Origin of the sequence: Pseudarthrobacter sp. SORGH_AS 212 (assembly GCF_030818145.1) — a bacterium.
GTDB lineage: Bacteria > Actinomycetota > Actinomycetes > Actinomycetales > Micrococcaceae > Arthrobacter.
Genome location: NZ_JAUTAA010000001.1, coordinates 1,396,754 through 1,420,245 on the forward strand (window position 1 = coordinate 1,396,754; position 23,492 = coordinate 1,420,245).

Below are 23,492 nucleotides of genomic sequence, written 5' to 3' on the forward strand. Positions count from 1 at the left end.
ACGGGGGCGGCTGCGCCATGACCTGCAAAACAACCAAACCAAGCTAAAGAGGGAATTGTGTACGAAGGTGCGGTCCAGGAGCTTATCGACGAGCTCGGACGCCTTCCGGGAGTCGGTCCCAAGTCGGCGCAGCGGCTGGCTTTCCACATCCTTGAAGCAGATCCACAGGATATGAAGCGGCTGGTGGAAGCCATCACCACGGTCAAGGACCGGGTCAAGTTCTGCACGGTCTGCGGCAACGTCACGGAACAGGAGCTCTGCAACATCTGCCGGGACCCGCGCCGCGATCCTGCCATCATCTGCGTGGTGGAGGAGTCCAAGGATGTCCTGGCGGTGGAGCGTACGCGCTCGTTCCGCGGGCGGTATCACGTGCTGGGCGGAGCCATCAATCCGATTGCCGGCGTCGGCCCGGAACAGCTGCGCATCCGTGAGCTGCTCACCAGGCTGAACGACGGCGCCATCCAGGAAGTCATCATCGCCACCGACCCCAACCTGGAGGGCGAGGCTACGGCCACCTACCTGGCGCGGATGCTCAAGACCATCGGGATTGCTGTCACCAGGTTGGCCTCCGGGCTGCCCGTTGGCGGCGACCTGGAGTATGCGGACGAGGTCACGCTGGGCCGCGCGTTCGAAGGCCGGCGGAACGCCCTGAGCTGACCCAGGCATCAGGGCCGGAACCCCGGGTTCCAGCCAGCGCAGAGCGCCAGTCCCTGTCAGGCAGGCGGACGACGGCGGGACGCCGCCACGTGCGCGCCACCCAGCAGGGCACCGGTCAAGCCAGCCTGCAGCAGAAGGCCAGCCGCTGCGAGGGGCGTCCGCGGCGAATCCATGCTCCTCGGTTCCCCGTTGACGCACGGAACCCTGGGGCCGTCGGCCGCGGCCTGCAGTTCCGCCGAAAGCCAGCCGGGCAGCTCCTGCCCTGCCCCCGGTGCACCGGCCAGCATCGTCAACACCACAATGGGGCTCACAGCCGGCAGCCACATGATCCGCTCCGTGTGGTAAACCTCAACAGTTCCGGCCGGGACCTGCGAGCACTCGTAGGCAACGGGAGTCCCGTCTGCTGCCCGGTGCACGTTCAGGGCCACCGTAACCGGTTCTTCGGAGCGGACGGCAGGCACCAGCAGGGCACCGGCAACCAGGGTCCCCGCCACGATGAACAGGCCCAGCGCCCAACCCACCACCCTCGCCAGGCCAGGGCGACCCACCAGGGCGGACACCGCAACACCCATGGCACCGAACAGGGTCCCTTCCACGGCCGCCAGTCCTGACGCGGTGACGGCAACGGATCCTGGACCACCGGCAGCCGGTGCCTGAATGAGGAGACTGACCAGGACCAACACTGCGAACACCAGGCCCTGCAGGGCCGTGACAAGCACGGCGGGACGAAACCCCCCATAAGGCTCCCCGGTCGAGGCTCGCCGCAGCTGGCAAGCCATGCCCCAGTGCATCCCCACCAGCGCCGCCGCAGCCGGAAGCAGCGAGGACGCAAGTACGTAGATCAGCAACGCAGCAGGAACCGAGCCGGACTGTTCGCCTTCCGCGGCGGCCGACACCCACACCAGGCCTGCGGCGACGGCCCACGTCGCACACGCCGCGCCCACCGCAACGGCCCAAAAGCGAAGCGAAGCAACACTCACCCGCCACGCCACGACTGCCCCTGGCACCGCCGCCCGGAACCCCGGACCGGCCGTACGCCCGCCGTCGTCGGCGTCATCGGCATTATCCCGTGCACCTGGGGATCCGGCAGGATCCGTGCCCGGCTGGCCAGCGTCCCGGCCGATCGGCTCAAAGAATGGCTCCGGCGCGGGATTTCCGGAATGTTGCCGCTGATCGGGCATGTCGGGTCCGCCTTCCCTGGACAGGCCCCAGCCCCGGAAGCGACCGGCGGTTGCCGGCCAATTGAGTTTGCGCTGGTTCAATCGTGGGATACCGGCTCCGGGCTGTCCAGATCCCGACGGGCCGAACCTCGAAACGTCCCTCCCGGCGGCGTCAGGTTCAGCCCCGCCGGCAGGCTCAGGCGATGCGGGTCCCGCGGGGCAGCTTGCGGACGGGCGTCCGGAGCGAACGCCAGCCGAGCCACATCAGGAGCCCGGACAGCACGAGCTGGAGACCGAGGCCCAGCGGCCACAGCGGGGTCTTTTGTCCCAAGTATGTGGGCTGGACCTTGCCGTTGGCGCACGGCGTGGTCCCCTCCGGCCCGGCCATGGCCTGGCGGGCTGCCTGGCTGATGCCTTCGATCGCACCGATGGACGTGAAGTTCTGCCGCGCCGTCCTGTCCGGATACGGAATAGCGTCCGCCACCACTACGAAGGGATTCATGGCAAGCGTCCAGGCCACCCGCTCGGTATGCATGGCGGACTGTTCCCGAAGGGGTCCGGCACAGGTGTAGCCGGCGTCCATGGGCTCTGACTGCAGCGGCGCGTAGGCACGGTACTGCGGGTTGTTTGCCAGCACCGTGCCCTGGGTCAGCCCGGTGCCCAGCCCAAAGGAGATAAGGGTGCCCACCACCAGGCCGGCCACCGCCAGGTAGGTCACCACAATGGAAAACAGCGGGCGCCCGGCCAGTGCGGAAATCCCGACGCCAATGGCGCACACAATGCCCACCTCAACGGCGAGCATCACCAGCGATACCAGTATGTACGCGGGAGTCAGGCCGCCCAGGGCCACGCCAATTACCAGGAAAGGGGTACTGGCCACCAGGAACGCCAGGGCAGCAGCCCAGGCCGCGACAAACTTGCCCCAAAGGATCTGGCCCGGTTCCAGCAGCGTGACTTGGAGGATAGCCAAGGTACCGCCCGCCCGGTCACCGTTCACCGCGTTGGCAGACAGTGCCGGCGCCACCAGCAGCGCGAACAGCAGGACGAACGCCAGCACCACTTCAAAAATCAGAGACCCCGGGCCGGTGGATCCTGCTCCGGATACGTCACCGAAGTCGCGCTGGAAGGCATTCGAGGCGCTCCAGCTTGCCCACGTCAGCCAGGTCACCAGTCCGGTCAGGGCGAACCAGATGGCCAGCATGATGTACCAGCCGCGGGACCGGAGCCGCTGTTTCAGCTCCAGGGCCACCACATGCCCGATCCCCGCCATGTAGGGGCCGGGCGCTCCGCGGTGGGCAGATCCTTCCCGGTTTTCCGTCATGCTGCTCATCGCCGTTCCCCCTCGAGGTTCATGTAGGTCTCCTCCAACGCGCCGACGGCCGGGGCAAAGGAACGGATTCCGACGCCGGCGAGCACCAGGTCGCGCAGGAGCCGCTCCGCCCCGACCTCGTTGTGCAGAACGAGGCTGACGCCCGGCCGGCGGCCTTCCTCCCGGCGGAATTCGAGCCCCAGCCGCGCCAGTTCCGCGGCGAGCGCAGCTGTATCGGCCGCCGTAATCGCATAACGGCGGCCAGCGGCGGCCGCCTCCTCGGTGGTTTGCTGCCGGACGGTGCGTCCGTTGTTGACGAACACCGCACCGTCCGCGATCTCATCCAGTTCGCTGAGGACGTGCGAGGACACCACAACGGCTTTTCCTTCGGCGGCGAGTTGCCGGAGCGTGGTCCGCAGCTCAACGCGGGAACCCGGGTCCAGGCCTGAAGCTGGCTCGTCCAGGAGCAGCACCGATGGATCGTGGATGAGCGCGCGCGCAAGGCTCAGCCGCTGCTGCTGCCCCCGGGACAGGACCCGGGCGGGCTGGTCGGCGAGGCCTGTCAGCCGGACACGCTCCAGCATCTCCGTGACCCGCGGAGCGATCCCGGACGCGGGTAGCCGGTAGAACCTGGCCATCTGGGTCAGGATCTCCCGGGCAGTCAGCGATTCCCACACTCCCAGGGTGTCCGGCATCCAGCCCAGCCGGCTCCGGACCTCCGCGCGGTTCCGGACGGGGTCCAGGCCGCCAACAGTGATGGTGCCCTGGTCCGGGGCCAGCAGCGAGGCAAGCATGAGCAGCAGGGTGGTCTTTCCTGCACCATTGGGGCCGATGAGTGCCGTAACCTTGCCCGCCGGGGCGTGGAAGTCCATATGGTCCACCGCGCGGACAGTGCCGAAGCTGCGGCTCACCCCCTGGGCCGTGATTCCGCCGTCGGGAAACTGCTGCCCGCCGGGCTGTTCCGAAATTATTGCCATCGTGTGCGCACCTGTCCCCCACAGTATTGCTGCGTGCTGATCCTCCGAGCGTACGCCAGCGGATATGGCCGGGATGTCGTCCTCCGTGCTGAGATTCGGTCACAATTCAGCGGCGCGGTACGGGCGGCGATAAACTGTCGGAGGATGCCGGGCCGCCCCGCTGCCTGGCTTCCGAAAATCCCATTGATCCGATGAAGGTATGCGCCATGAGTACGCCCACTACCGAAGTGCACAACGCGACGCAGCCGCAGGGCCTGCAGGCCGGCGGTGCGGTAACCAAACAACTCATCGTGCAGAAGTTCGGCGGGTCCTCCGTGGCGGACGCTGACGGCATTAAGCGTGTGGCCGCCAGGGTGGTAAACGCCCAGCAGGCCGGCAACGAGGTTGTTGTGGTGGTCTCCGCCATGGGCGACACCACCGACGAACTCCTGGACCTCGCCGCCCAGGTCACCGATTCCGCCCCTGCCCGCGAAATGGACATGCTGCTCTCCGCCGGCGAACGTATCTCAATGGCCCTGCTGGCCATGGCCATCAACAAACTCGGCGCGTCCGCGCAGTCCTTTACCGGGTCGCAGGCCGGCATGATCACCGATGGCATCCACGGCAAGGCCCGCATCATCGACGTGGACCCCCACCGCATCCGCACCGCGCTGGACAAGGAAAACATCGCCATTGTGGCCGGTTTCCAGGGCATGAGCCGGAGCACCAACGAAATCACCACCCTGGGCCGGGGCGGGTCGGACACCACCGCGGTGGCCCTGGCTGCTGCACTGGAAGCTGACGTCTGCGAGATCTACACGGATGTGGACGGCATCTACACGGCCGATCCCCGGGTTGTCCCGTCTGCCCAGAAGATCGACACCATTTCCAGCGAGGAGATGCTGGAGCTTGCAGCGTCCGGCGCCAAGATCCTGCATCTCCGGTGCGTCGAGTATGCCCGCCGATTCGGCGTGCCCCTTCACGTTCGTTCCTCATTCAGCCAGCACGAAGGCACCTGGGTCATCCCCAGCGCCGAAGACAAGATCACCACTCAAGAGGGAGTTGCCTTGGAGCAGCCAATCATCTCCGGCGTTGCGCACGACCGCTCGGAAGCCAAGGTCACCGTTGTGGGCGTTCCGGACATCCCGGGCAAGGCCGCCGCTATTTTCCAAGTCATCGCCGATGCCCATTCCAACATCGACATGATCGTCCAGAACGTGTCTACCCACGGAACCGGCAAGACCGACATTTCGTTCACGCTTCCCATCGTTGAGGGCGCCGATGCCCTTGCGGCCCTGCACGCCGCGCAGGACAAGATCGGCTTCGAAACCATCGAATACAACGAGCAGATCGGCAAGCTCTCCCTGATCGGCGCCGGCATGCGGTCCCACCCGGGCGTCTCGGCCACCTTCTTCAAGGCGCTGTCCGACGCCGGCATCAACATCAACATGATTTCCACATCCGAAATCAGGATCTCCGTAGTCACCCATGCAGACCTGCTGGACGAGGCTGTGCGCGTCATCCACAATGCGTTCGAGCTGGACAGCGACAACGAAGCCACCGTGTATGGCGGCACCGGCCGCTGACAGCCGCAGGCAGACAAAAAGCCGGGCCGCTTTCCATGATTCATGGAAAGCGGCCCGGTTTTTTCATGCTGTGCGGCTTGGGACCTGAATGCCGGAAGGGTTCAGCTTTCCCGTTCCAGGTCTTCCCGCCGGACGGCGTAGTGGTGGCCTGTTGAGTCGGTTTCCACCACGAAGTGCGCAAGGTCCTCCTCGGAGGCCTGCTCGAAATCGTCGTGCCTGTGGATCACCGGAGTATCGGCATCAAGCCGGGTCGCTGGACCGAAGAAGAAGCGGAGCCGGTCCGTCATGCTCATGAATCCGCTGAGTACGTGTGCCACTGTTTTCCACCCCCTTCCCCGGTGCGAGGAAATGAGCCATTGGCTCCACCCGGGAGCCGGTGCCCCTCATTTTACGCCGGGGACGGGCAAAAAGCTCCGGGATACCGGCGTTCCGGCGGGAAGCAGCAGCCGGTCAGTTGGACGGGGGCCGCGGGCCGATCAGCGCAGGGATTTGTCGCCCGGGTCCTTCGGCACCACGTAGGTGCTTCCGTCCGGCCGGGTGATGGTCTCCCATTGCTGGCTTTCGGCCTGGCGCTGTTCAAGGAGCCGGCGGTTTTCCTCGGTCATGGCGTGTCCGAGGGCGGAACGGTTGGCCGGCCCGAAGACTGCCCGCAATTTGCCGGTGGCCCGCATGAACCGCTGGGAAGCATTGCCCCTGTCTTCAGTGTTGCGCCTGGCCATGAACTTTCCTTCCATCTGACATCCTGCCTACCGAAAGTGTACGCTAATTATTAGTGCACTAATAGTTGGAGGACCGATGACCACCGCAGCAGCCCCGGACGCCCGCGAAGACGACCTGCTCCTGGAGCACCAGTTGTGTTTCGCCCTGACCGTGGCTTCCCGCAGCGTCGTGGGTGCCTACAAGCCAGTACTGGAAAGACTGAACCTGACCCACCCGCAGTACCTCGTCATGCTCGCTTTGTGGGAAACCAGTCCCCGCACCGTCAGGAACATCAGCGAAGCCCTCGCCCAGGAACCGGCCACCATTTCGCCGCTGCTGCGCCGTCTTGAAGCGGCCGGATTCATCACCCGGCACCGGGCCGACGGGAACGAACGTGCCCTGTCGGTGGAGCTCACGCCAAAAGGTGCCGCCCTCCGGCAAGAGGCGCTCAAGGTTCCCGGCACCATGATGGACAGGCTGGGGCTGACACGCGGGCAGGTCACCGAGCTGCACGCCAGCATGATGGCACTCATCGCCGCCACGTCCGGCAGCGGGGAGTCATAGGCAGCGCAGCCCACTCCCCTCCAGCGCACCGGGCCGGTTCAGCGGAGCACCCAGCACAACCAGGGGACGTTAGAATCGAGGCATGAATGAGGCGTCGGACCATGCGTAACGTGAGGCTTCACCTGGCGGCCCTTGCCGTCATTGCGGGCCTGCTCTCCGCCTGCACCGGAGGCCCGGACGGCGGCAACCCACCCTCATCCACACCCCCGGCTCAGTCGCCAACCTCCTCCGCCCCGTCGTCGGCAACCGCCCCTCCGTCAACAGCCACTCCATCCCCGGACACCGAAACGTCCGTTCCGGCCCCGCCACCTGCATCCCCGTCCGCGCTGCCTGCCGGGCCCGGCCAGGGCAATGCCGAACTTGCCATCACAGTCATTCCGGCGGAAGGCCAAGCCGCCGTCAACTACACGCTCGTGTGCGAATCCGGAGTTCCGGCAGGCGAAAGCAGCCACCCCACGGCTGATGCCGCCTGTGCGGCCCTCAAACGGAATGCTGCCCTGCTGAACCAGGCGCCCCGCACGGCCCAGGCCTGCACCCAGCAATATGGCGGACCGGAAAAGGCGACCGTGACCGGGGTGGTTGACGGAACCGCCGTCGAGGCATCCTTCGCCCGCACGGACGGTTGCGAAATCAGCGCCTGGGACGCCGCGAAAGACATTCTTGGAGGCGCCGGTGGAGCAACTTAGGCTCCTGGCGGCGGACGAGTGGGGGACGCGGGAAGAGGCCCACCAACTGCGCGTGGGCCGCTACGCCGATCCTTATTTGGAGCGGAGGTCCGCCGGGCGGAAACACCCGGTGGAGGACTTCCTTTTCACCTACTACACGCAAAAGCCGGGCCAGCTTCGCCGCTGGCACCCGGGCGCTGGAACCGTCCTGGTAGGCAGCGCGGGCGAGGCCCGGCGCGGATGGAAGCACTACCGGGAGCTCGACGACGGCGAAGTGGCTGTGCTGGGCCTGCCAACAGGAAGCACTGCGGTCGCCTTCGACCGGGCCGCCTTCCTGGCCGACCGGGCGGACGCGGTGGCCTTCGCGGAAATCATCCTGCGCGGAACCGCGGCCAGGCCTGCCCAGTTCGGCTGCTTCGGCCTTCATGAATGGGCCATGGTGTACCGCCAGGACAAGTTCGACCTGCGCCACGAATACCTGAAACTGCGCCTTGGCTCCGAGGGAACGGACCAGGTGGTGGAGGATAACCGCATCCGCTGCACACACTTTGACGCGTTCCGCTTCTATTCTCCTGATGCGTTGCCGCTTAATGAGCACCTGCCTACCCGGGACTCCCAACGGCACATGGAGCAGCCCGGCTGCCTGCATGCCAACATGGACCTCTACAAGTGGGCCTACAAGCTGCTTCCCGCACTTCCAAGCGAGCTGGTCATGGACTGCTTCGAGCTCTCGTGGCGGATCCGCGCCATGGATATGCAGGCATCCCCCTACGACCTCGCCGGCTGGGGCTACCCGCCCATCCGTATTGAGACCGCCGATGGAAAAGCAGACTACGTTGCCCGGCAGCGTGGGTTTGCCCAGGAAGCCGCAACACTTCGGGGCAGGCTGGCAGCGGCTTTGGCGACGGCCACAGGCCTACCCACCACGTCCGCAAAAGGAGAAGTCCATGGCGAACAAGGCGCAGCCTGATCCCGGATCCGTTCACCTGGTGATCAACCTCAGCGAAACACCGGACGGCCCGCACCATAACTTCACCCTGCAGGCGAGCAACGGCAAGGTATCCCCCGGCTCGACCGTACCGGACCCGCAGGCCGCGCTCGACGCCGTCCTCAAACACGGACCCGCGATTTTCTTTCCCGAACCCGGGCCGCCACGGCTCTGTACCCAGCAGTACGGCGGGCCGCAGCAGGCTGTCGTTACGGGGACGTTCCACGGCAGGCGCGTCCACACCACGCTGACACTGACCGATGGCTGCGAGATTTCCCGGTGGCGGGCCCTTGCTCCACTGCTGGGCGGAACTGCCGGAGCCGCCGGCACTACTTAGGCGGACGGATACCCGCCCCAAACACTGATGGCCGGCGGATCGCAGTCGATCCGCCGGCCATCAGTTATCCGGTTATCCAGGCTCCGGGCCTCCTGGGAGGCTTGCGCCTAGATTCCCAGGTTGGAGCTCCCCGATTCGTCCTGGAACTCCTTCTTCTTCTTTTCCTTCTTGACCTTGTCCTTCTTGTCCTTCTTGCCCGGGTCCGTCTGCTCGTCATCCGGGACCACTGCGCCGGCCCCCGGGGTCACTACCACCGAGACAAAGGTGGGCGTGGCACCGCCGGAGTAGTTGACCCGGCCGATGTAGGAGCCAGGCTGGAGGTTCTGCCACGACAACGTCACGTCACCGGCAGTGCCGTTCGCCAACCGAAGCGGGTTCGGGCTGACCGAGGCATTGCCCACGTTTGCACCCAGGACTGCAGCATCCAACGAGGCCTTGGTGGGCTGGCCGTTAGGGCTTGCGTAGAGGTTGGCAAACATCGTGTAGACGCCGGCCTTGGGATTGGCGACGGACACTGATTCGCTGGCGGACACCGTCTGGGAGGCGAGCTGCTTGCCATCCGGGGTGAACACCAGGAGATCGAAGTCAGCATTCTCGTCCGAGGAGAAGACGGAGAACTTGGCCAGCGGCGAACCCGCAGCCACCGTCACCTGCTTCATGGCGTTGGAGGTGTTGTTCGCCAGCGCCAGCGGCCCGGGGACCAGTTCCACGGCAGTTGAATCCGCCTTGGACAGGCCGTCCACCGTCATGCTGACCGGTGCGTTGGTTCCGGACACCACGGGAATCTTCCCCTGCCCGGTACCGCCCACTGAGCTGAAGGCGGCATTCGCCGGCGCCACCACGGACTGCGGACGGACCGCTACCGGCGAAGCGACGTTCTTGCCGGCACCCTGCCAGACCAGGCTGCCCATGGCGAACTGGCCTGTGGGGGCGGAGGCATTTTCAAACTTGACCTTGAAAGTCCGCTTTTCGCCCACCGCACTGAAGTTCAGGATCGAGGGGGTCACCGTGACTTTGACGCCCGGCACATTCACCTGGGCGCGGTACAGGCCGGGGGTCAGGGCCGTCACCGTGCGGGTCACTTCGGTCCTGCCCGTCAGTGCGCCGAGTGCAAACGAGGCCACATTCATGTCCCGCGGCGCCGTAGTCCCCAGATCCGGGATGCCCAGGTCCAGTCCGGTTCCCTGGATGAACTTCAGGTAATCGGTTTCGTTGGCGTCGTACACCAGTCCCGGGTCCAGGACCTTGGCAACCGACACCTGGCCGGCGCCGGTGGCGAAGACATCCGTGTTTCGGCTGCCGTCCGCGTTCTTGACGTCCGTAGCGGTGGTCATCATGGCTGATTTGACCGTGGCGGGCGACCAGGTGGGGTTCTTGCCCAGGACCAGCGCACCGAAGCCTGCCACGTGCGGGGCGGCCATCGATGTGCCGGACATCATGCCGAACTGGGCGCCGGCTTCACCGATGGGTGAAACACCGGCCAGAACGGCGACGCCGGGAGCGGCGACGTCCGGTTTCAGCAGGTCGGAGTCGGTGGCCAGCAGCGGGCCGCGTGAGGAGAATCCGGCGATCTGCGGCTGGGGCTCCTGCGGCAGGCCGGTGGTGTCCTTGTTTACCAGCGCGGCTTTGATGGCGGGGTTGGCTGCCAGCTTGTCCTTGATCTGTTGGGTTGCCGGCGGATTCACGTGGACAGTGGGAACGGCGTGCTGGTCCACGTCCTCGGAGGACGGGGTGACGTTGACGAGGATCATGCCGACGCCGCCGGTGCGCTTGACCTCGGCGCTCTTGGCCACACGGTCAACTACTCCCCTGTCGCAGACGACAATCTTGCCGGCCACCTTGGCGGGGTCCAGTGTGTTCGGTCCGCAGAGCTCGGGGCTTGCGGCTCCTGCTGCGGCAGCAGATGCGGCGAGGACCAGCGGACTGGCCGGGACATTGTTGGCCATCAGGCTGGCACCGCGGTACTTGCTGCCGTCCTCGAATTCAACAGTTCCCTGTAGCTCTGTGGAGAAGGACGAGGCAGCGACAGTAGTGAGCCAGGGTGCGCCGTGGTTTACGGTGCTGGCCGTGGGGCCGCTGTTGCCTGCGGATGCGGAAACGAAGACTCCAGCTGAGGCGGCGGAGAGGAAGGCCAGGGCAACCGGGTCCGTGGTGGTGGAGGTGCTGCCCGAAATGGAGTAGTTCAGGACATCCACGCCGTCCAGGATCGCCTGATTGATGGCGGCCACCGATGCGGAGCTGTAGCAGCCGCCGGTGTTGGGGTCGGTGTCTTCCCAGCAGACCTTGTAGATGGAGAGTTTGGCCGCCGGAGCGACGCCGCCGGTGATGCCCATGTCACGGGCGCCCAGGTTGGCCCGGACGTTCGCGTTTCCGGCTGCGGTGCTGGCGGTGTGGGTACCGTGGCTTCCGACATCAACGGGAGAAAGGACTTCCTCGGGGGCTCGGTTGGCCTCCGGGACGTACTTCTTGAAGTCGTCGGCGAAGTAGCGGGCACTGAGGACCTTGGAGTTGCAGGCGCTGCCGTCGAAGGCGGCCCCGGTGCCTTCGCCCTTTTGGCATTCGCCCACGAACGTGTCGCCGTCGGACTTCAGCATCGCGATCTTGCCGTCTGCTGTCCGGTAGGGCACGCCCACTTCGGGGTTTCCGGCCAGCGGCTTGACGTCGGTTCCGGCGAAAAAGGGGCTGGAGGGGGTGTAGCCGGAGTCGATGACTCCCACCACAACACCCTTGCCGGCGTTCTCCGTGCCACCGAAGGATGTGTTCCAGATGCCCTGCGGGCCGGAGAGCTGGAGGAAATCGGTGGTGGAGTAGTCCGGCGCGTTCTCGGTATCCGGCGCCACCATGAGGACCTTCGGGTCCTTGGCCAGTTTCAGCGCCTGGTCGGCGGAGAGATCCGCGGCGAAGCCATTGATGGCGGCGGTGAAGTTGCGTTTGATCTGGACACTTTCATCCTTGGCAATCTCGCGCTGCTGCGTTTCGAGATGCTGCTGGTAGCGCTGCACCTCTGGCCGCCCGGCGTCGAGCTTCTTTCCGCTTTCAGGCTTCGTAGCGCTCAGGTCGCCGGTGCCGCCTGCATAGGTGGCTGCGGGCTTCTCAGCCAGTACCACGATGTACCTGCCGGCCTGGTAGTCCTTGGGATCAAGGTCTTTCTGCTGGACCGACGGAACCTGCCCCGTGGCGGGGGCTGCCGTGGCCGGCACGGCTGCCACTGAACCAAGAAGCAACGGAATCCCGACGGAGAACGCTGCAGCCCTCCGGAACCCGCCGCCCCTTGCAGGGCTCTTTCCTGTTAATTTCACGTGCACCCTTTCACGATGAACCGGCCTGTCAGGATTAGAGGGCCGGAAACGACAGGCGTGGTACAGGGAATTACAGGTTTTGTAATTCGATAAGACCAGCCGGTTCACAGAGTACAGACTGATAGCCGAATATGACATAGGGCACAAACGGCAAATTTTCGCCAGTCATAAGCATTGCTGGCGGGGGTCTCACCGGGCACCCCGGGAAGACCTGCCTATACAAGGCAGGGCGCAGGAATCCGCAGCAGAACGCTACTGCCGCGGGGTCCGGACCACGTCGCTGATCCATTGCCGGGTCTTCTCGTCCACAGGACCGGCGGTGCGGTTTTCCCGGGCACGGCGGTCGGCTTTGATCTTCTGGAAGACCATCCGGCCCAGGCCGGCAAATACGGCTGCGGCCATCACTGGCAAAAGGACGGACTTCGAATTCTCTGCCATCCCGTCATCCTAGTGAAGGGTCCCTTTCAACTCCATAGCGGGATCGCACGGATGTGCCGGATTGCCCTTGCGCGGGCCTCGCCGTGACGTGGATCTACCGAATACAGGGTGGGGCCGCCGGGCCGGTAGAATGATAGGGCAAGCTCGCGGAGCGCCCGTCCACAAAGTCTGGAACACTGCCTTACAGTGTGCCCCCAACACCGGTACGGCGTGAGACGGCATCACTCCGCTGCGCCCTTACCCAAGCTCACGCACAGGAGTTGCCGGATGCCCCGGATCGTTGTTGACGTCATGCCCAAGCCCGAGATTCTTGACCCCCAGGGAAAGGCGATCGTCGGCGCTCTTCCCCGCCTCGGCTTCACCAGCTTCAGCTCTGTCCGCCAGGGCAAGCGCTTCGAACTGACCGTGGACGGCGAGGTGACGGAGGAGATCCTGGCCCAGGCCCGCGACGCCGCCGAAACCCTCCTGTCCAACCCCGTCATCGAGGACGTCGTCAACGTCGAGGTCGTCGAGGCCTGACATGACTGAACTTCCCCTGATCGGCGAGGCTGTCGCCGTCGCCGCCAACCCGCGCCTTGCGGGCGCGAAGATCGGCGTCGTCACCTTCCCCGGAACCCTGGATGACCGCGACGCTGCCCGCGCCGTGCGCCTGGCCGGCGGCACCGCCGTCGAACTCTGGCACGGCGATACGGAAATTGGCGACGTGGACGCCGTGGTCATCCCCGGCGGCTTCTCCTACGGCGACTACCTCCGCGCCGGCGCCATTGCCCGTTTCGCGCCGCTGATGTCCAAGATCATCGACGCCGCAAACAGTGACGCCAAGCTGCCCGTCCTGGGCATCTGCAACGGCTTCCAGATCCTCACGGAATCGCACCTGCTGCCGGGTTCGATGATCAAGAACGATCACCTGAAGTTCCTGTGCCGCGACCAGATCCTGCGCGTCGAGAACAGCAACACTGCCTGGACCCTGGACTACGAGGCGGGCCAGGAGATCACCATCCCGCTGAAGAACCAGGATGGCCAGTACATCGCCGACGACAAGACCCTGGACGCCCTTGAGGCCGAAGGCCGCGTCGTCTTCCGTTACGTGGGCTTTAACCCGAACGGTTCGCGCCGCGACATCGCCGGCATCTCCAACGCAGCCGGCAACGTGGTGGGCCTCATGCCGCACCCCGAGCACGCTGTGGAGCAGGGCTTTGGCCCCGAAACTGTTTTGTCCGGCTCCGCCGGCGTCGGCGGGACCAATACCGACGGCCTCGGATTCTTCACCTCCGTACTGACCAAGATTGTGGGAGGCGACAAGTGACCACCGAAACCACCAAGAAGTTCAACATCGACACGGTGGAGAACGCCGGCAAGACTCCGAAGACGGACCTGCCGTGGGCCGAGCTTGGCCTGAAGCGGAACGAGTTCGACGAAATCGTCAAGGTCCTGGGCCGCCGCCCCACCGGCGCCGAACTGGCGATGTACTCCGTAATGTGGAGCGAGCACTGCTCCTACAAATCCTCCAAGAACCACCTGCGCCAGTTCGGCGAAAAGGTCACCGAGGAAATGAAGAAGGACATGCTGGTGGGCATCGGCGAAAACGCCGGCGTCACCAACCTGGGGGACGGCTGGGCCGTGACCTTCAAGATCGAATCGCACAACTCGCCGTCGTTCGTTGAGCCCTACCAGGGCGCGGCCACCGGCATCGGCGGCATCGTCCGCGACATCATCTCCATGGGCGCACGCCCCGTTGCCGTCATGGACCCGCTGCGCTTCGGCGCCATCGACCACCCGGACACAGCCCGCGTGATGCACGGTGCCGTTGCCGGCATCGGCGGCTACGGCAACTCCCTGGGCCTGCCCAACATCGGCGGCGAGATGGTGTTCGACTCCGTCTACCAGGGCAACCCGCTGGTCAACGCCCTGGCTGTGGGCGTCATGCGCCACGAGGACATCCGCCTGGCCAACGCTTCGGGCAAGGGCAACAAGGTGGTCCTGTTCGGTGCGCGCACCGGCGGCGACGGAATCGGCGGCGCTTCCGTGCTGGCCTCCGAATCCTTTGATGACACCAAGCCGTCCAAGCGTCCCGCCGTCCAGGTGGGCGATCCGTTCGCCGAGAAGGTGCTCATCGAGTGCTGCCTTGAGCTGTTCAAGGGCTCCCTGGTGGAAGGCATCCAGGACCTCGGCGCGGCAGGTATCTCCTGCGCCACGTCCGAGCTCGCTTCCAACGGCGACGGCGGCATGCAGGTTGAGCTGACCTCCGTCCTGCTGCGCGACCCCACGCTGACCCCGGGCGAGATCCTGATGTCCGAGTCGCAGGAACGCATGATGGCCGTTGTGACGCCGGAGAACGTGGAAGCGTTCGAGGCCGTCATGGACAAGTGGGCCGTGGAGTACTCCTGGCTGGGCGAGGTGACCGACACGGGCCGCCTGATCATCACTTGGGAAGGCGACGTGATTGTCGACGTCGATCCCCGCACCGTGGCGCACGACGGCCCGGTCTACGACCGCCCGTTTGCCCGCCCCGAGTGGCAGGATTCCGTCCAGGCAGACACCTTTACCGGCTCCGTGCAGGATGCCGGCCGCCCGGCCGGACCCGCCGAGCTGGCCAAGGCTGTGACGGAACTCGTGGCATCGCCGAACATGTGCTCGAAGTCCTGGATTACCAACCAGTACGACCGGTACGTGGGCGGCAACACCTCCATGGCGTTCCCGGACGACGCCGGCGTGGTCCGCGTTGACGAGGAAACCGGCCTGGGCGTTGCCCTGGCCACCGACGCCAACGGCCGCTACACCTACCTCGACCCGTACCACGGTGCACAGCTGGCCCTGGCCGAGGCGTACCGGAACGTTGCCACCGCAGGTGCCATCCCCATGGCCGTCAGCGACTGCCTGAACTTCGGCTCCCCCGAGGACCCGGATGTCATGTGGCAGCTGGCCGAAGCCATCCGCGGTCTGTCCGACGCCTGCCAGGTGCTCGGCATCCCCGTGACCGGCGGCAACGTCTCGCTGTACAACCAGACGGGCACCACCCCTATCCACCCCTCCCCCGTGGTGGCGGTCCTGGGCAAGCTCGACGACGTCGCCCGCCGCACGCCGTCGGGCTGGCGTGAGGATGGCCAGGCGATCTACCTGCTGGGCACCACCGCTGCCGAACTGGACGGCTCTGAGTGGGCCAACATGCGCGGCCACCTGGGCGGCCAGCCGCCGAAGGTTGACCTCGAGACCGAGCGCGCACTGGGTGAGATCCTTATCAATGCCTCCCGCGACGGCATGATCGACGCCGCACACGACCTCTCCGAGGGTGGCCTGGCCGCCGTGCTGGTGGAGTCCTCGCTGCGCTATGGCGTCGGCGCGCGGATTGCGCTGCAGGATGTCATGGACCGCGATGGCGTGGACCTGTTCACGGCACTGTTCTCCGAATCCCAGGGACGCGCCGTCGTGGGCGTTCCCCGCTCGGAGGAAGTGCGCTTCACGGATATGTGCACCGCCCGCGGCTTCGCGCACACCCGCATCGGCGTGGTGGACGCTGCCAGCGGCGCCCTGGAAATCAACGGCGTGGAGAGCCTGTCCCTCGACGCCCTCCGCGAAGCCCACGAAGGGACGCTGCCGAAGTACTTCGGCTGATCCTCCCCACCGCCACCCTCGCCTCGCAAGCTCGGCCAGGGCACCCTGGCGGCGTGGGCCCACCCACCGCCACCCTCGCCTCGCAAGCTCGGCCAGGGCACCCTGGCGGCGTGGGCCCACCAGCAGTTGAGCCCGTCGAAACCCTCGCAGGTTTCGACGGGCTCAACCCGCTTAATCCTCGCTGTGCAGGTCCCGGCGGCGGGCGCTGAGCAGCTCGATTTCCGGGCGGCCCGCCACGAAGCGTTCGACGGCGTCAAGCACCTCCACGAGGTGCGCACGGTCGGCTGCCACCAGGCCGGCGCCCACCCTGGTGCGGCGGTACTGGTCGTGGTCGCCCACTTCGGCGGCCGAGACGTCGAAGCGGCGTTTTAATTCGGCAACGAGTGGCCTGATAACGGACCGTTTTTCCTTCAGGCTCTGGACGTCACCCAGGAGGATGTCGAACTCAATCCAGCCGACCCACATGGCTGCGGTCCTTCCCTAGCCGATGGTGAGCTCACCCATGCGGTCCCAGCCGTCGCCGTCGAGCTGGCGGCTGACGATGCGGGGAGTTTCGGCGAGGGCCTGCGGCATGTCCGCCATGGCCTTCTTGAAGTGCTCGCTGTTCACGTGGTCGCCCGCGGCATCGTCCTTAAACGCCTCGACAAGGACGTACTCGTTGGGGTCGTCCAGGCTGCGCGACCAGTCGAACCAAAGGTTTCCGGGCTCCTGCCGGGTTGCCTCGGTGAAGTCTGCCACCAGCTCCGGCCAGCGCTCCGACCATTCCGGCTTGACCTTGAACTTAACGACGATAAAGATCACTGGGACGTTCCTTCCGCGGCGAGTGTGCGTGCCCCTTCAATGTACCGGGAAGTAACGTACCGCTGGGCCGCCCGCGTCACCAGTCCGCCGGTGGCGTAGAACCAGTTGGCCGGCTTGCTGAAGGCACGGATCCGGAGGTGGACCGCACCCGAGGCGTCGATGACCGCCTCGAACGATTCTTCGCCGCGGGCAGGATGTCCCGGAAGCGTTCCGTAGCCAAATCCTGCTGCCTGCGGCATGCCGTCCGTGGAAGGTTCCCGGACCCATACCACCTCGCACGGCGCGTTCAGCCGGAACGGGCCGACGCCGAAGCCGCTGACCACCCGCACGCCCGGCCTTGCCTGTGGGGACTCCGCCCGGACACGGAGCCCTGCGCGCCGCTGCAGTTCCCACCCAAGGATGCCGTCCGCCACACGACGGAACAGCGGCAGCCCCGACCCCAAGCGCACCTCCTCCAGGACGCTGGCGTACCCCGCCGGCGTCGTGCCCTGCCTTGTAGTTCCAATACCCGGATAATTCAGGCTGCCGCGGGCCGGCCGTGACTCATTCACCCGAACGTCCCAGGCGTGCCCAGCCAAGCTGTTCCTGCTGCTTGCGGCTCAGGCCGGCAACCACCAGGTCATAAGAGTCCTCCACCATGTCCCGCACCATGCTCTCCGGGAGGGAACCGTCCAGGCGGACACCGTTCCAGTGCGTCTTGTTCATGTGCCAGGCTCCGTCGATGGCCGGGTGCGCGGCCCGCAACTGAACCGCCAGGGACGGATCGCATTTGAGGTTCACGTAGAAATCGCCGGGGTCCATGGAGGACAGCGCAAACAGCTTCGCCTCATGCCGGGTTCCACCGGCGATGTGGGCACGGACCTTGAAGACGGCAATCTCCGGCCCGAACGGGTAGTCCTCGAAGGCGCCGGGGAATGAGAGGCAGATCTTTCGCAGCAGGGCGGGGTCCATGAACGAAGCCTATAAAGCCCATCCTTACGGTGCTAGTCTGCGAGGATGTCACACGATCAGGGAGCCATACCTGTTCTGGATTTGAGTACCGCACGGCAGCCCTACGGGACCTTCAGTCCGGAATTCATCGAGCAGCTGCGGCACGCCACCCATGATGTGGGTTTCTTCCAAATCACCGGTTACGGGGGTTCGCCCGGGCAGGCGGACCAGCTCCTCGACGCCGTCCGGCGGTTCTTCGACCTTCCCCTCGAAGAGCGGATGAAGCTGGACAACCGGCTTTCTCCGCACTTCCGCGGCTACACCCGGATGGGAACCGAAGTGACGCAGGGACGGGCGGATGCGCGCGAGCAGATCGACTACTCCCCCGAGCGCCCGCCCGTGGACAGCTATCCGCAGGACCAGCCGTACTGGTTGCTGCAGGGACCCAACCAGTGGCCGGACGAAGCGTTCCCTGAGCTGAAGCCGGCAGCCATGGCCTGGGCAGAACTGATGTCCGTGGTGGGGATGGAGCTGATGCGCGCCATTGCTGTGACGCTGCAGCAGCCCGAGGACTATTTCGACGAACCGTTCCGGGAAGCACCGGCATGGATGGGAAAACTGGTCCATTATGTTGGCGGCGTCGTCAAAGAGGCCGGTGACCAGGGCGTGGGTTCCCATGCGGACTACGGGTTCGTGACGCTCCTGCTGCAGGACGATGTTGGAGGCCTGGAAGTAAAACCGCCGGGGACCCCGGAATGGCTTCCGGTGGAGCCCCTCCCGGGGGCGTTGGTGGTGAACCTCGGCGAAATGCTCGAAGTAGCCACCGAGGGGTACCTTGCGGCCACGATCCACCGCGTGCAGGCACCGCCCCCGGGCGTGGACCGTTACTCGGTGCCGTTCTTCTGGTCACCCCGCCTGGACTCGGTCATCCAGCCCGTACCGCTGGCCCCGGAGTTGAAGGCAGCCGCACGCGGCATCACGGACGACCCCCGCAACCCGCTGCTCGCCTCCTTTGGCCTCAACATGCTCAAGGGCAGGATGCGGGCACACCCGGACGTCACCGAGCGGCACTACCCGAACCTCCTGAAGCGGGGCTAACCTCCCCACGGGCTCAGATTTTGAACTTCCAGGCCTGCTGGGCCGGGCAGGAGTTCATCACAACATCCAGGCCCGCGGCCTTGGCACGTTCCGCGGCGGCTTCATCGATGACACCCAGCTGAAGCCAGACGGCCTTGGCGCCAATGGCGATCGCCTCATCCACTACCTTGCCGACTTTCTCAGAGTTCACAAAGCAATCCACGACGTCGATGGGCTGTTTTTCCGCCGGAATTTCCGCCAGCGTCCGGTACCCCGGTTCGCCGTGCACGGTATCGCCGGCAAGATTGACGGGGATGATGTCCATGCCCAACTGGTCCCGGATGAACAAGGATACGTCGTAGGCGGAGCGCCACTCGTTGGTGGTCAGGCCGACGACGGCCCACCGCCCCTTGGTCCTCATGAGGCGTTCAATAACTGCAGGATCGTTCGTGTGGCCCATGCCATCAGCCTAACCCGGGGCCATGGACTACCGCCCGATGGACAGCTATTTGCCGCCGGGAGTGGTGTCGCCGCCATTTGCCGAACCCGCCCCTTGCCCGGAGTTTGCCGCGCCGGGCTTTTCCGGTGCGGGCTTTCCCGGTCCACTGTCAGCAACTTGTTGTGGTCCCGCCGTCCCCCGCCAATCCCTGTTCCCGGGTGCATGTCCGGGGGTCCCGGGATCGGCTTGGTCCGGGGCGGGAATGGCGCGGCCGGGCATGTTTTCGTCCGATACCGGTTTCCTGTCCGCTTTCCCGTGCGCAGCCGTGTCCGCCGTCGCTTCCCCGCCGGCACGGTTGCGGGGCCCGTCCGGCCGTCCTGGCGGTCCGGCTGCAGGCGGGCAGATGCCCGTAGGAGTTGCCTGGGCTTGTTCCCGGCTTCCGCAGTCGGGTTCACCAGCGACGCCACCGTCGTCCGGCAGCAGTCCTTTGCCCTGGGGAGTGCCGGCGGAATCCGAGCCGGAAATGGCTGCGGGCACTGATTCCGGGGTTTGTTCTGCAGGGACTGCCACTCCACGGTGTCCGGGAGTCGGTGCTGCCGTTGCGCCGTGGGAGATCGCCCAATCCGGCGACCAGTCCGCGAGCAAGTGCTGCACTGACGCTGCACTGCTGCCGGGGGCACTGCCGGCCGTTGCGGCTACGCCTCCAATCCCCAGCCCCATTCCTGCAATTACTGCAAGTCCCACCACAGTGGGACGGTGACGGCCGGAGCGACGGCGGCGGGCCAGTTCGTCCCCGCCGCCGGCCAACAGCCGGGCAAGCTCTCCGGAGGGTTCGGGAACGGGAAGCGACGCGAGCGAGCCGATCGATTCGAGTGCATTTCGAAGTGCGGCGTCGTCCGCGTGGCCTGCGTCCGCGAGGACTTCATCAACCAACTCGCGCAGCCTGCTTTCCGGTGTGGTCATGGCCGCAGATACTCCTTCACTGCCGCAACTTCGCGCAGTTTCAGGATGCCGCGCCGTTGCAGCTGCTTCACTGCTCCCGCGCTCTTCCCTATGGTTTCCGCTGTTTGCTCGACGGTGAGCCCGGCGACGAGCCGCAGCGACAGCACTTCCCGCTGTTCTTGCTGCAGTGATTCCAACAACCCTACGATTTCTCCCGGCGCAATCCGTTCCAGCGCTTCCTCTTCAGCGGACGGGTCCTCCCGCGCGTCCAGCTCCGGTTCGAACGGGAGCTTGGCCGGCGTGCGGCTCTGCCGTCGGTGGTCATCGACCATACGGGCGTGCGCCACCGAGAAGATGAAGGTGCGCAGGCCTGCGCTGCCGCCGGTCACTGAGTTCAACCGTGGCAGCACGGAAAGGAAGACCTCCTGCATCGCTGCCTCCGGATCCTCGGCTCCACGGGCCTTGAAATAGCCCAATACCTGTGACGCATATGTCCGGTAGACGACGCCGAAGGCCGAGGAACCAGAATCTGGATCTCGCAGGGACTCGCCTGTCAGTGCATCGGTCACGGACGTGGTGCCTTTGGTCGGTGCGGGGTTGGCTGGGCAGGAAGGCCCGTCGCCGGAATGCCTTTGCCCGCCTACTTTACCCCGCGGTAACCACCGCGCTCCGGACCGCCACGTGCACTGCCGGTGCCGGCCGTGCGCAGCTGTCCCTGCTGCCGGAGAGTTTAAAGAGCCGGCCTGGAACGTGATGGGGGACAAGTTCCAGGCCGGGCGCTACATAAGGGTAATCGTCCCGGGTCCGCGAAAGGTTACGCCTCTTTCAAAAAAGTTTTCCCGTAAGCTGCTGACGCCCCGGAAGTGCACGTCCGCAACCGTCAGTTGGCCAGTTCTGCCCGGCTATGGCGCCAGTCCCAGTGTGCGGGGGCGGCGTGGCGGCGCATGCCCTTGGCCGCGGCAATGGCATGAAGCCTGGCCGCTGCCCGGTCATCGAGGGTGGAGTCGGCGGCGGGAGCTGACGCGGCAACGGTCACTGCCGTCGTTTGCGCACCGGCAGAGCACAGGTCCGTCACCAAGCCGGTCCCGGCGCACTCCCGGACCGCGGCAATCCCCGCTACGATAGCCGCTTTGTCGTTGAAGGCCTGCGAGACCGCCATCACCGCCCCGTCCGGGCCCACGAGCCTGAACCTGAACTTCGACTGGGGATCAAGGAAAACTTCGAATTTGCCCGCCATGGCGCACTTCCTTCCGGTTCTGAGCGGTTTTCCGGACGGCATCTCCGCCAAAAGTCCGGCTGGCGCGTGGCTGCGCCTGTCCCGCAAAGTGGGGACGTGCTTGCCAGGCAGTCCTCGAATGCTGTCCCAAAAGTCTGGCTGTCCGGGCTGTACGCCCACAAGGCAGCGCAGGTAAACCCTGTGTAAATTGAGCTGCCCCGCGCCTGGCAGGAAAACGAACAAGCGGCGGCCCACCCGTAAAGGTGGCCCGCCGCCGTCATAATTCCCTTTGAAACGTCAGTCGTTGATGAGGTCGTTCACCACGATGGTCTGGTCCCGGTCCGGTCCCACGCCAATGGCGGAGAAACGCGTCCCGGACAGCTTCTCCAGCGCGAGGACGTAATTGCGCGCATTCTCCGGCAGGTCTGCCAGGGTGCGGGCGCCCGTGATGTCCTCGGTCCAGCCGTCGAAGTACTCGAAGATGGGCTTGGCGTGGTGGAACTCGGTCTGCGTCATCGGCATCTCGTCGTGCCGGACGCCGTCAACGTCGTAGGCCACGCACACCGGGATCTGTTCGATGCCGGTGAGCACGTCCAGCTTGGTGACGAAGTAGTCCGTGAAACCGTTGACGCGGGACGCGTGCCGGGCAAGAACGGCGTCGTACCAGCCGCAACGGCGGGGGCGCCCCGTGTTGACGCCGAACTCGCCGCCGGTCTTCTGCAGGTAAACGCCCATCTCATCAAACAGTTCGGTGGGGAACGGGCCTGCACCCACGCGGGTGGTGTAGGCCTTGATGATGCCGATTGAGCGGGAGATGCGGGTGGGGCCGATGCCCGAGCCCACGGATGCGCCGCCCGCGGTGGGGTTGGAGGAGGTGACGAACGGGTACGTGCCGTGGTCGACGTCGAGGAACGTTGCCTGGCCGCCTTCCATGAGCACTACCTTGCCCTCGTCCAGGGCAGTGTTCAGCACCAGGGTGCTGTCGATGACCAGCGGGCGGAGCCGCTCGGCGAAGGACAGGAAGTACTCCACGATCTCATCGACCACAACGCTGCGGCGGTTGTAGATCTTGACCAGGACCTCGTTCTTCTGGTGCAGCGAGCCCTCCACCTTCTGGCGAAGGATGGACTCGTCGAAGACGTCCTGGACGCGGATGCCCAGGCGGGCCACCTTGTCCATGTAGGCCGGGCCGATGCCGCGCCCGGTGGTGCCGATGGCACGCTTGCCGAGGAAGCGTTCAGTGACTTTGTCCAGGACCTGGTGGTAGGGCGCCACGAGGTGGGCGTTTGCGGAAACGCGCAGCTTGGACGTATCGGCACCGCGTGCCTGCAGGCCTTCGATCTCCTGGAAGAGGGCCTCAAGGTTGACCACGCAGCCGTTGCCAATGATGGGGACGGCGTTGGGGCTGAGAATGCCTGCCGGAAGCAGCTTGAGTTCGTACTTTTCACCGCCTACGACGACGGTGTGCCCGGCGTTGTTGCCGCCGTTGGGCTTAACGACGTAGTCAACACGGCCGCCCAGCAGGTCGGTGGCCTTGCCTTTTCCTTCGTCGCCCCACTGGGCTCCTACGATCACAATTGCTGGCATGGGATCCTCCCCCATTCGTTCGGGCCGGCCGGGCGCCACAGCGTGGCGGTCCTGGTTCAGCGCCGTTCATGAGAATGCCCCGAGTGGACCGGCTTCCGCCGTTCCGCAGGCGGATTGGCGAACGCGTTGGCCCCGGGGCCCTTACCACCCAAGTTTAGCCGATAGTGCACTTTGTCCACTCGCTGGGACGTCCCGGTTCTTTACGCGCGGTAAAGAACCGGGACGTCCTG

Annotated in this window: 26 protein-coding genes; 10 read left to right on the plus strand and 16 right to left on the minus strand. The window is 65.7% G+C overall.

Annotated features, from left to right (window positions below; translation table 11 throughout):
• Window positions 1-57 precede the first annotated feature (57 nt).
• Complete coding sequence (gene recR, locus QE394_RS06320; protein WP_091718033.1) at window positions 58-657, plus strand: recombination mediator RecR; 600 nt, start codon at window positions 58-60, stop codon at window positions 655-657.
• Between the two features lie 56 nt (window positions 658-713).
• Here the strand turns inward: recR and QE394_RS06325 are convergent, their stop codons facing one another.
• The 3 genes from QE394_RS06325 to QE394_RS06335 form a co-directional block, all read right to left on the minus strand.
• A complete protein-coding gene (locus QE394_RS06325; RefSeq protein ID WP_349034080.1) occupies window positions 714-1,637 on the minus strand; it encodes a hypothetical protein in 924 nt (307 codons plus the stop codon).
• A gap of 376 nt (window positions 1,638-2,013) precedes the next feature.
• On the minus strand, window positions 2,014-3,147 hold the full coding sequence (locus tag QE394_RS06330) for an ABC transporter permease subunit (protein WP_261619957.1): 1,134 nt from the start codon (window positions 3,145-3,147) through the stop codon (window positions 2,014-2,016).
• A complete protein-coding gene (locus QE394_RS06335; protein WP_349034081.1) occupies window positions 3,144-4,103 on the minus strand; it encodes an ABC transporter ATP-binding protein in 960 nt (319 codons plus the stop codon). Before QE394_RS06335 ends, QE394_RS06330 begins: the two co-directional genes overlap by 4 nt.
• Before the next feature lie 206 nt (window positions 4,104-4,309).
• On the opposite strand from QE394_RS06335, the gene QE394_RS06340 reads away from it, so the two are divergent.
• Window positions 4,310-5,668, plus strand: coding sequence for an aspartate kinase (locus QE394_RS06340; protein WP_045730003.1), 1,359 nt, complete (start codon window positions 4,310-4,312; stop codon window positions 5,666-5,668).
• A gap of 101 nt (window positions 5,669-5,769) precedes the next feature.
• Here QE394_RS06340 and QE394_RS06345 read toward each other — a convergent pair whose 3' ends face one another.
• Together QE394_RS06345 and QE394_RS06350 are read right to left on the minus strand one after the other, a co-directional pair.
• Window positions 5,770-5,985: a hypothetical protein gene (locus QE394_RS06345; RefSeq protein WP_056076835.1), complete on the minus strand. Its 216-nt coding sequence runs from the start codon at window positions 5,983-5,985 to the stop codon at window positions 5,770-5,772.
• A gap of 159 nt (window positions 5,986-6,144) precedes the next feature.
• Entirely contained in the window at window positions 6,145-6,387 is a 243-nt protein-coding gene (locus tag QE394_RS06350; RefSeq protein ID WP_056077069.1) for a hypothetical protein, read from the minus strand.
• Window positions 6,388-6,463: 76 nt separating this feature from the next.
• On the opposite strand from QE394_RS06350, the gene QE394_RS06355 reads away from it, so the two are divergent.
• From QE394_RS06355 to QE394_RS06370, 4 genes are all read left to right on the plus strand, one after another.
• Complete coding sequence (locus QE394_RS06355; protein ID WP_261619955.1) at window positions 6,464-6,931, plus strand: MarR family transcriptional regulator; 468 nt, start codon at window positions 6,464-6,466, stop codon at window positions 6,929-6,931.
• Between the two features lie 101 nt (window positions 6,932-7,032).
• Entirely contained in the window at window positions 7,033-7,617 is a 585-nt protein-coding gene (locus QE394_RS06360; protein WP_056076838.1) for an SSI family serine proteinase inhibitor, read from the plus strand.
• A complete protein-coding gene (locus tag QE394_RS06365; protein WP_349034082.1) occupies window positions 7,604-8,566 on the plus strand; it encodes a 3-methyladenine DNA glycosylase in 963 nt (320 codons plus the stop codon). Before QE394_RS06360 ends, QE394_RS06365 begins: the two co-directional genes overlap by 14 nt.
• Window positions 8,544-8,921: a serine protease inhibitor gene (locus QE394_RS06370; protein ID WP_268159418.1), complete on the plus strand. Its 378-nt coding sequence runs from the start codon at window positions 8,544-8,546 to the stop codon at window positions 8,919-8,921. The genes QE394_RS06365 and QE394_RS06370 overlap by 23 nt, the downstream gene beginning before the upstream one ends.
• 107 nt (window positions 8,922-9,028) lie before the next feature.
• Here QE394_RS06370 and QE394_RS06375 read toward each other — a convergent pair whose 3' ends face one another.
• The gene (locus QE394_RS06375) at window positions 9,029-12,358 is read right to left on the minus strand and encodes a S8 family serine peptidase (protein ID WP_268159420.1); all 3,330 of its coding nucleotides are present in this window, start codon (window positions 12,356-12,358) and stop codon (window positions 9,029-9,031) included.
• 114 nt (window positions 12,359-12,472) lie between these two features.
• Complete coding sequence (locus QE394_RS06380; RefSeq protein WP_056076845.1) at window positions 12,473-12,658, minus strand: hypothetical protein; 186 nt, start codon at window positions 12,656-12,658, stop codon at window positions 12,473-12,475.
• A gap of 267 nt (window positions 12,659-12,925) precedes the next feature.
• Here QE394_RS06380 and purS point away from each other — a divergent pair, with 267 nt between their 5' ends.
• The 3 genes from purS to purL are packed head-to-tail and all read left to right on the plus strand — an operon-like array spanning window position 12,926 to window position 16,270.
• A complete protein-coding gene (purS, locus tag QE394_RS06385; protein WP_015935902.1) occupies window positions 12,926-13,177 on the plus strand; it encodes a phosphoribosylformylglycinamidine synthase subunit PurS in 252 nt (83 codons plus the stop codon).
• Window position 13,178: 1 nt separating this feature from the next.
• Window positions 13,179-13,964, plus strand: a complete 786-nt coding sequence (gene purQ, locus QE394_RS06390; protein ID WP_349034083.1) for a phosphoribosylformylglycinamidine synthase subunit PurQ — start codon at window positions 13,179-13,181, stop codon at window positions 13,962-13,964.
• Window positions 13,961-16,270, plus strand: a complete 2,310-nt coding sequence (gene purL / locus QE394_RS06395) for a phosphoribosylformylglycinamidine synthase subunit PurL (protein ID WP_056076850.1) — start codon at window positions 13,961-13,963, stop codon at window positions 16,268-16,270. The genes purQ and purL overlap by 4 nt, the downstream gene beginning before the upstream one ends.
• 171 nt (window positions 16,271-16,441) lie before the next feature.
• Here the strand turns inward: purL and QE394_RS06400 are convergent, their stop codons facing one another.
• From QE394_RS06400 to QE394_RS06415, 4 genes are read right to left on the minus strand one after another with little or no spacing between them, the layout of a single operon-like run.
• Entirely contained in the window at window positions 16,442-16,735 is a 294-nt protein-coding gene (locus QE394_RS06400; protein WP_056076853.1) for a DUF503 domain-containing protein, read from the minus strand.
• A 15-nt stretch (window positions 16,736-16,750) separates the two neighbouring features.
• Window positions 16,751-17,071, minus strand: a complete 321-nt coding sequence (locus tag QE394_RS06405) for a putative quinol monooxygenase (protein WP_056076855.1) — start codon at window positions 17,069-17,071, stop codon at window positions 16,751-16,753.
• The gene (locus QE394_RS06410) at window positions 17,068-17,622 is read right to left on the minus strand and encodes a DUF1990 domain-containing protein (protein ID WP_261619951.1); all 555 of its coding nucleotides are present in this window, start codon (window positions 17,620-17,622) and stop codon (window positions 17,068-17,070) included. Before QE394_RS06410 ends, QE394_RS06405 begins: the two co-directional genes overlap by 4 nt.
• Window positions 17,615-18,022, minus strand: coding sequence for an MmcQ/YjbR family DNA-binding protein (locus QE394_RS06415; protein WP_056076861.1), 408 nt, complete (start codon window positions 18,020-18,022; stop codon window positions 17,615-17,617). Before QE394_RS06415 ends, QE394_RS06410 begins: the two co-directional genes overlap by 8 nt.
• A gap of 45 nt (window positions 18,023-18,067) precedes the next feature.
• Here QE394_RS06415 and QE394_RS06420 point away from each other — a divergent pair, with 45 nt between their 5' ends.
• Entirely contained in the window at window positions 18,068-19,099 is a 1,032-nt protein-coding gene (locus QE394_RS06420; RefSeq protein ID WP_349034084.1) for a 2-oxoglutarate and iron-dependent oxygenase domain-containing protein, read from the plus strand.
• A 13-nt stretch (window positions 19,100-19,112) separates the two neighbouring features.
• Here the strand turns inward: QE394_RS06420 and QE394_RS06425 are convergent, their stop codons facing one another.
• The 5 genes from QE394_RS06425 to QE394_RS06445 all read right to left on the minus strand — a co-directional run bounded on the left by QE394_RS06425 (window position 19,113) and on the right by QE394_RS06445 (window position 23,262).
• Entirely contained in the window at window positions 19,113-19,538 is a 426-nt protein-coding gene (locus QE394_RS06425; protein ID WP_349034085.1) for a CoA-binding protein, read from the minus strand.
• Window positions 19,539-19,583: 45 nt separating this feature from the next.
• Complete coding sequence (locus tag QE394_RS06430; RefSeq protein ID WP_056076866.1) at window positions 19,584-20,480, minus strand: hypothetical protein; 897 nt, start codon at window positions 20,478-20,480, stop codon at window positions 19,584-19,586.
• Window positions 20,477-21,028 carry a sigma-70 family RNA polymerase sigma factor gene (locus QE394_RS06435; RefSeq protein WP_056076868.1) on the minus strand — a complete coding sequence of 184 codons (552 nt, stop codon included), beginning with the start codon at window positions 21,026-21,028 and terminating at the stop codon, window positions 20,477-20,479. Before QE394_RS06435 ends, QE394_RS06430 begins: the two co-directional genes overlap by 4 nt.
• Before the next feature lie 311 nt (window positions 21,029-21,339).
• The gene (locus QE394_RS06440; protein WP_056076870.1) at window positions 21,340-21,696 is read right to left on the minus strand and encodes a DUF1508 domain-containing protein; all 357 of its coding nucleotides are present in this window, start codon (window positions 21,694-21,696) and stop codon (window positions 21,340-21,342) included.
• A gap of 276 nt (window positions 21,697-21,972) precedes the next feature.
• A complete protein-coding gene (locus QE394_RS06445) occupies window positions 21,973-23,262 on the minus strand; it encodes an adenylosuccinate synthase (RefSeq protein ID WP_056077073.1) in 1,290 nt (429 codons plus the stop codon).
• Window positions 23,263-23,492 lie beyond the last annotated feature (230 nt).

Coding starts and splice junctions, on each gene's coding strand:
- QE394_RS06330 (WP_261619957.1), bottom strand. CDS start 3,147: ATGAGCAGCATGACGGAAAACCGGGAAGGATCTGCCCACCGCGGAGCG.
- QE394_RS06335 (WP_349034081.1), bottom strand. CDS start 4,103: ATGGCAATAATTTCGGAACAGCCCGGCGGGCAGCAGTTTCCCGACGGC.
- QE394_RS06340 (WP_045730003.1), top strand. CDS start 4,310: ATGAGTACGCCCACTACCGAAGTGCACAACGCGACGCAGCCGCAGGGC.
- QE394_RS06350 (WP_056077069.1), bottom strand. CDS start 6,387: ATGGCCAGGCGCAACACTGAAGACAGGGGCAATGCTTCCCAGCGGTTC.
- QE394_RS06355 (WP_261619955.1), top strand. CDS start 6,464: ATGACCACCGCAGCAGCCCCGGACGCCCGCGAAGACGACCTGCTCCTG.
- QE394_RS06360 (WP_056076838.1), top strand. CDS start 7,033: ATGCGTAACGTGAGGCTTCACCTGGCGGCCCTTGCCGTCATTGCGGGC.
- QE394_RS06370 (WP_268159418.1), top strand. CDS start 8,544: ATGGCGAACAAGGCGCAGCCTGATCCCGGATCCGTTCACCTGGTGATC.
- QE394_RS06375 (WP_268159420.1), bottom strand. CDS start 12,358: ATGTCATATTCGGCTATCAGTCTGTACTCTGTGAACCGGCTGGTCTTA.
- QE394_RS06380 (WP_056076845.1), bottom strand. CDS start 12,658: ATGGCAGAGAATTCGAAGTCCGTCCTTTTGCCAGTGATGGCCGCAGCC.
- purS (WP_015935902.1), top strand. CDS start 12,926: ATGCCCCGGATCGTTGTTGACGTCATGCCCAAGCCCGAGATTCTTGAC.
- purQ (WP_349034083.1), top strand. CDS start 13,179: ATGACTGAACTTCCCCTGATCGGCGAGGCTGTCGCCGTCGCCGCCAAC.
- QE394_RS06400 (WP_056076853.1), bottom strand. CDS start 16,735: ATGTGGGTCGGCTGGATTGAGTTCGACATCCTCCTGGGTGACGTCCAG.
- QE394_RS06415 (WP_056076861.1), bottom strand. CDS start 18,022: ATGGACCCCGCCCTGCTGCGAAAGATCTGCCTCTCATTCCCCGGCGCC.
- QE394_RS06420 (WP_349034084.1), top strand. CDS start 18,068: ATGTCACACGATCAGGGAGCCATACCTGTTCTGGATTTGAGTACCGCA.
- QE394_RS06425 (WP_349034085.1), bottom strand. CDS start 19,538: ATGGGCCACACGAACGATCCTGCAGTTATTGAACGCCTCATGAGGACC.
- QE394_RS06430 (WP_056076866.1), bottom strand. CDS start 20,480: ATGACCACACCGGAAAGCAGGCTGCGCGAGTTGGTTGATGAAGTCCTC.
- QE394_RS06440 (WP_056076870.1), bottom strand. CDS start 21,696: ATGGCGGGCAAATTCGAAGTTTTCCTTGATCCCCAGTCGAAGTTCAGG.
- QE394_RS06445 (WP_056077073.1), bottom strand. CDS start 23,262: ATGCCAGCAATTGTGATCGTAGGAGCCCAGTGGGGCGACGAAGGAAAA.